Annotated in this window: 4 protein-coding genes; 1 reads left to right on the forward strand and 3 read right to left on the reverse strand. The window is 65.2% G+C overall.

Annotated elements, in window-relative coordinates:
- On the forward strand, positions 1-285 hold a 285-nt coding region (locus AC1DJN_RS20305; RefSeq protein ID WP_478039982.1), incomplete at its 5' end, for a hypothetical protein.
- Positions 286-440: 155 nt separating this feature from the next.
- Here the strand turns inward: AC1DJN_RS20305 and AC1DJN_RS20310 are convergent.
- The 3 genes from AC1DJN_RS20310 to AC1DJN_RS20320 are packed head-to-tail and all read right to left on the reverse strand — an operon-like array spanning position 441 to position 5,550.
- A complete protein-coding gene (locus AC1DJN_RS20310) occupies positions 441-3,614 on the reverse strand; it encodes a multidrug efflux RND transporter permease subunit (RefSeq protein ID WP_478039984.1) in 3,174 nt (1,057 codons plus the stop codon).
- A gap of 14 nt (positions 3,615-3,628) precedes the next feature.
- On the reverse strand, positions 3,629-4,894 hold the full coding sequence (locus tag AC1DJN_RS20315) for an efflux RND transporter periplasmic adaptor subunit (protein WP_025876844.1): 1,266 nt from the start codon (positions 4,892-4,894) through the stop codon (positions 3,629-3,631).
- Positions 4,894-5,550: a TetR/AcrR family transcriptional regulator gene (locus tag AC1DJN_RS20320; RefSeq protein WP_099784744.1), complete on the reverse strand. Its 657-nt coding sequence runs from the start codon at positions 5,548-5,550 to the stop codon at positions 4,894-4,896. Before AC1DJN_RS20320 ends, AC1DJN_RS20315 begins: the two co-directional genes overlap by 1 nt.
- Positions 5,551-5,755 lie beyond the last annotated feature (205 nt).

The raw sequence follows: 5,755 nt of genomic DNA on the forward strand, positions 1-5,755 counted from the left end.
ATCTACCGCGGCTGGGGCTTCATGACGCTGGTGACGCCGATCGCAGGCATCCTGTTGCTGGCGTACTTCTTCCCGCACGACGGCGCCAAGGGCAACATCCCGCTGCAGCAGGTGCTGCTGGGTGGTGGCATCGGTGCGGCAGTGAACGTGCTGCTGGGCCTGTGGCTCAACCGTGCGCCGCGGCCGAAGGGTGAGGCCGCACCCCATCATTTCTTCTTCGTGCCGATGCAGTGGGTCGCATTGGTGATCGTTGCAGTGTGCGTGATGATCTCGCTGCTGCGCTGACACGTCGCCTTGGAGAGCGCCAACCAAGGTTGGCGGCTACCGGGCATGCCGCTGCTTTGGTAGATGCCAACCTTGGTTGGCATGGATTCAAAAGCAGCAAAGAAAAAAGCCCCGGATCGCTCCGGGGCTTTTCATTTCAGCAACTCACCGTCGGATCAACGATCCGGGCGGTGGGCGCTTTCCGCATCACGCTGGCGGCCGAGGAATTCCTTCGACGGTTCATCCAGCTTGTCGCCCAGCATGCGGCGCACCACCACGAAGAACACCGGGATCATCAGCAGGCCGAGCAGGGTGGCGAACAGCATGCCGCCGATCACGCCGGTACCGATGGCGTGACGCGAGTTGGCGCCGGCACCGGTGGAGATCGCCATCGGGATGACGCCCATGATGAACGCGAAGGACGTCATCAGGATCGGGCGGAATCGCAAGCGCGCCGCTTCGATGGTGGCATCGCGCAGGGTCTTGCCCGCCGCACGCTGCTCCACCGCGAACTCCACGATCAGGATCGCGTTCTTCGCGGCCAGGCCGATCACCGTGATCAGGCCGATCTTGAAGAACAGATCGTTCGGCAGGCCACGCATCATCGACAGGGCGAGTGCGCCCAGAACGCCAAGCGGTACCACCAGCAGCACCGCCACCGGGATCGACCAGCTTTCATACAGCGCAGCCAGGCACAGGAACACCACCACGATGGACAGCACCAGCAGCAGCGTCGCGGCGTTGCCTGCCAGGATTTCCTGGTAGGACAGGCCGGACCAGTCGTAGCCGAAGCCCGCCGGCAGGTCGTCGTTGACGATGCCTTCCATGGTCTGCATCGCTTCACCCGAGCTGGTGCCCGGTGCCTGCGAGCCGACGATGTTGATCGCCGAGTAGCCGTTGTAGCGGCTCAGCGACGGCGGTGCCGAGACCCATTCGGACTTGACCACCGTGCTCAACGGAATCATCGCGTTGGTGCCATCGGCATTGGTGGTCAGGCTGGACGGGCTGTAGAAGCTCTTCAGCGACTCCTGGCCAGTGCGGTATGGACCATCAGCCTGCATGGTCACGCGCTTGATGCGGCCTTCGTAGAAGAAGTCGTTGACGTACACCGGGGCCAGCATCAGCTGGATGGTGCTGTACACGTCCGACACCGACATGCCCATCGACTGCGCCTGCACGCGGTCCACGTGCAGCTGCAGCTGCGGGGCGTTTTCCAGGCCGTTCGGGCGCACGCCCACCAGGTGGTCCGGCTTCTGCGCGGCCTGGCCGAGCAGGATGTTGCGGGCCTGGGTCAGCTGCTCGTAACCGGCGCCGCTGCGGTCCTGCAGCCACATGTCGAAGCCGCCGAACTGGCCAAGGCCCTGCACGGTGGGCAGGTTGACCACGAAGATCTGCGCTTCCTTGATGCCRTAGAASGCRCCGTTCATSTTCTGGATGAATTCCGGAGCAGTGAACTTGCGCTCTTCCCACGGCTTCAGGCGGATGAAGCCCATGCCCACGTTCTCGCCGGAACCGACGAAGCTGAAGCCGGCCACCTGCAGCATGCCTTCATAGCCATCCTGCTTTTCCAGGATGCCGCGCATCTGTGCGAACGCTTCGTTGGTCTGGCTCTTGGTCGAGCCCGGCGGCAACTGCACGATCGCCAGTGCATAGCCCTGGTCTTCCTCAGGCAGGAAGCTGCCCGGCATGCGGGTGAACAGGAAACCGCACAGCGCGGTCAGCACCACGAACAGGATCATCCAGCGTGGTGCATGGCGCACCGCGGAGGTGATGTGGCCCACATAGGTGTGGCTGATCTTGTCGTAGTACTTGTTGAAGGTGCGGTAGACGATGTTCGGGTTGTCGTTGTGCGTCGGCTTGAGGAACGTCGCGCACAGCGCCGGGGTGAAACCCAGCGCCAGGAACGCCGAGAACGCCATCGAGATGGCGATGGTCAGGGCGAACTGCTTGTAGATCTCACCGGCCGCACCGCCCTGCAGGGCGGAGGGGATGAACACCGCCGCCAGCACGACGGTGATGGCCACCACCGCGCCGGTGATCTGGGTCATCGCCTTCTGCGTGGCCGGCTTCGGCGCCAGGCCTTCCTCGGTCATGATGCGTTCGACGTTCTCGATCACCACGATCGCGTCATCGACCACGATGCCGATCGCCAGCACCATCGCAAACAGGGTCAGCTGGTTGATCGTGAAGCCGATCATCCACATGCCCAGGAACGTACCCAGCAGGGCCACCGGGATGACCAGGGTCGGGATCAGGGTGGCGCGGAAGTTCTGCAGGAAGATCAGCATCACCAGGAACACCAGCAACACCGCTTCGAACAGGGTCTTGACCACTTCCTGGATCGAGATCTTGACGAAGGTGGTGCTGTCGTACGGCGAGAACCAGGTGACGCCGGCCGGGAAGCTGGGCTGCAGCTCGTCCATCTTGCCGCGCACCGCCTCGGCCACGTTCAGGGCGTTGGCGCCCGGCAGCAGCTGGATGGCGAAGGCACCGGTGGGCTTGCCGTTGTACTGGGTATCAAAGCCGTAGTTGTTGGCACCGAAGGCGACGCGGGCGATGTCCTTCAGCAGCACGCGCGAGCCATCGGCATTGGCGCGCAGGATGATGTTCTCGAACTCCTGCGGCGAGCTGAAGCGGCCTTCGGCCGACACCGTGGCGGTGAAGTGCTGGCCTTCCGGCGACGGGTCGGAGCCCAGCGCGCCGGCGGCGAACTGCACGTTCTGCGCGCGTACCGCCGCCAGCACCTGGCTGGCCGACAGGCCATAGCCCTGCATCTTTTCCGGGTTGAGCCAGATGTTCATGGCGTACTCGGAACCGAACTGCTGGGTGCTGCCGACGCCGGGGATGCGCGAGACCTGGTCGAGCACGCGCGAACCGACGATGTCGTTCAGTGCGTCACGGTTGATCGTCGGCGTATCGGACTGCAGCGCCACCACCATCAGGAAGCCGGCGTTGGCCTTGGCCACCACCACACCCTGCTGGGTGACTTCCGAAGGCAGTCGCGGCGTGGCCAGCGAGACCTTGTTCTGCACCTGCACCTGGGCGATGTCCGGATCGGTACCGGTCTCRAAGSTCAGGGTGATCGACGCGCGGCCGTTGGAGGCCGATGAGGAGCTGAAGTACAGCAGGTGATCGATGCCGGTCAGCTGCTGCTCGATCACCTGGGTGACCGATTTCTCCGTGGTATCCGCACTTGCACCCGGGTAGGTGGCCGAGACGGTCACCTGCGGCGGGGCGATGTTGGGGTAGGACTCCACGCCGAGGTTGAGGATCGCGATCACGCCGCTGAGCGAGATCAGGATCGCCACCACCCAGGCGAAGACTGGATGTTCGATGAAAAATTTAGGCATGACGGAAGGTCCCGTTACTGCTTGTTCGATTCGGTGGCGGCCGGCTCGGCCTTGTCGGCCTGGTCAGCCTTGGCCGGTGCCTTGGCGTCGGCCGGAGCTGCGGCAGGCGCGCCCGGAGCAGCACCGCCGGCGGCAGGCTTGCCGTTGGCGTCCTGGCCCGGGGTCCACGGCTTGGCCGTGGCCGGCGTGCCTTCCTTGACCTTCTGCACGCCGGCGACGACCACCTTGTCACCCGCGGCCAGGCCCTCGCTGACCAGCCAGTTGCCGTTCTGCGCGCCGTCGGTCTTGACGTTCTTGCGGACGACCTTGCCGTCGGCACCCACCACCATCACATAGCCGCCGTTGGTGTCACGCAGCAGGGCCTGCTGCGGCACCAGGTAGGCATTGTTGCGCTCGCCCAGGTTGGCCTGGAAGCTGACGAAGGCGCCCGGCAGCAGGATCTTCTGCGGGTTTGGCAGCACCGCGCGCAGCGACACCGCGCCGGTGGCCGGATCGACCGTGGTCGAGGAGAAGTCCAGCGTGCCCGGCTCGCTGTAGGTGCTGCCGTCGGCCAGCTTGACGTTGACCGTGGCCTTGCCGTCGCCGGACAGGGCCAGGGTGCCCTTGGCCTGCTGCGCACGCAGCTGGGTCAGTTCATCCACGCTCAGCGAGAAGTTCACGTACAGCGGGTCGAGCTGGTCCACGGTGGTCAGCAGGGTCACATCGCCCTGGCCCACCAGCGCGCCTTCGGTGACCTGCTGCTTGTTGGCCACGCCACTGATCGGGGCGGTGACTTCGGTGTAGCCCAGRCTGATGCGCGAGGACGTGACGGTGGCTTCGGCCTGCTTGACCGCGGCCAGCGCGGTGCGCTCGGCCGACTCGGCATTGTCCAGGTCGGCCTTGGACACGAACTTCTGCGGCGCCAGCGAACGGGCGCGGTCAGCGGCGACCTTGGCGTTGGCGTAGGTCGCGCGGGCCGAAGCCAGCTGGGCCTCGGAGGCGTTGAGCGAGGCGCGCAGGGGCGCCGGGTCGATCAGGAACAGGGTCTGGCCCTGCTTGACCTCGCTGCCTTCCTGATAGACGCGCTTGAGCAGCACGCCGGGCACGCGGGCGCGCACATCGGCGCTGCGGAACGGCGACAGGCGACCGACCAGCTCGCGCTGCAGCGGCAGGGTCTGCGGCTTGGCGTCGATCACGCCCACCTCCGGCGGTGGGGGCGTCGGCTGTTCCGGCTTCTTGCAGGCAGCTACGGCGACAGCAACGGCGCACGTCAAGGCAAGGGTGCGGAGTGGGGCGGTCATCAGGAGGAACTCCGGGGTTGGTTTGAAGACGGGGCCGGCGAGGGCTGCGGCGCGAACGCGCGCAGGAAGCCATCGACGGAGAACTCTGCCCAGCGCCGACGCAATGCAGCGTCATCACGATGGGGGGTATGGAAGCGCTGTTTGTCGAAATCCTGACCGGCAATCATGCTCAGCAGCAGTTCGGCCATGAAGTGCGGGTCGTCATGCCGCAGCAGCCCGCGACTGCAAACGGTTTCAATCCATTCAGCAAGATGAAGTGTCAACGCGCCGGCGCCATGCCGGTACAGCGTACGCGCCTCTTCGGGAAACTGTGCTGCATCGGCGGCGATCAGGCGGCAGGCCTGGCCGACGTGGGGCTGGTTGAAGTGCTCCAGGAAGTCGGTGGCGAACTGCAGCAGGCTGCCACGCAGGTCGTCACCGCGGAGTGCACGCAGCATGGCCCCGGTGGCGTGGCCGACGTGGCGCTGCATGACCCGCCGCAGCAGGGCCTGCTTGTTGCCGTAGCGCGAGTACAGGGTCTGCTTCGAGCAGCCTGCATGCTGGGCGACCGCGTCCATGCTCATCTGCATGCCCTGTCGGGCAAGCAGTTCGCGCACGGCGTCGAACACGCGCTCATCACGCGCGTCGAGGGCGACAGGAAGGTAGGCCGGATTCACGCGGTGGACTATACCGTCCAGTTCAGGATTGTGGAATCGCGCCGATGTTGCCGCATGTGTCTTCCGGTAACACGTTTTGCCGATCCTGTCGGCAACGCTGTGCGACCGCGACGCCCATACCGGTGCGAACTGAATAGGGCGTCTAAACCGCAGCAAACCCGAATCTGGTTATTCCGTCCTGCAGCAAGGCCTTTTCGTGCGGTAG

The sequence above is a fragment of the Stenotrophomonas sp. 05L414_2 genome (genome assembly GCF_056397905.1).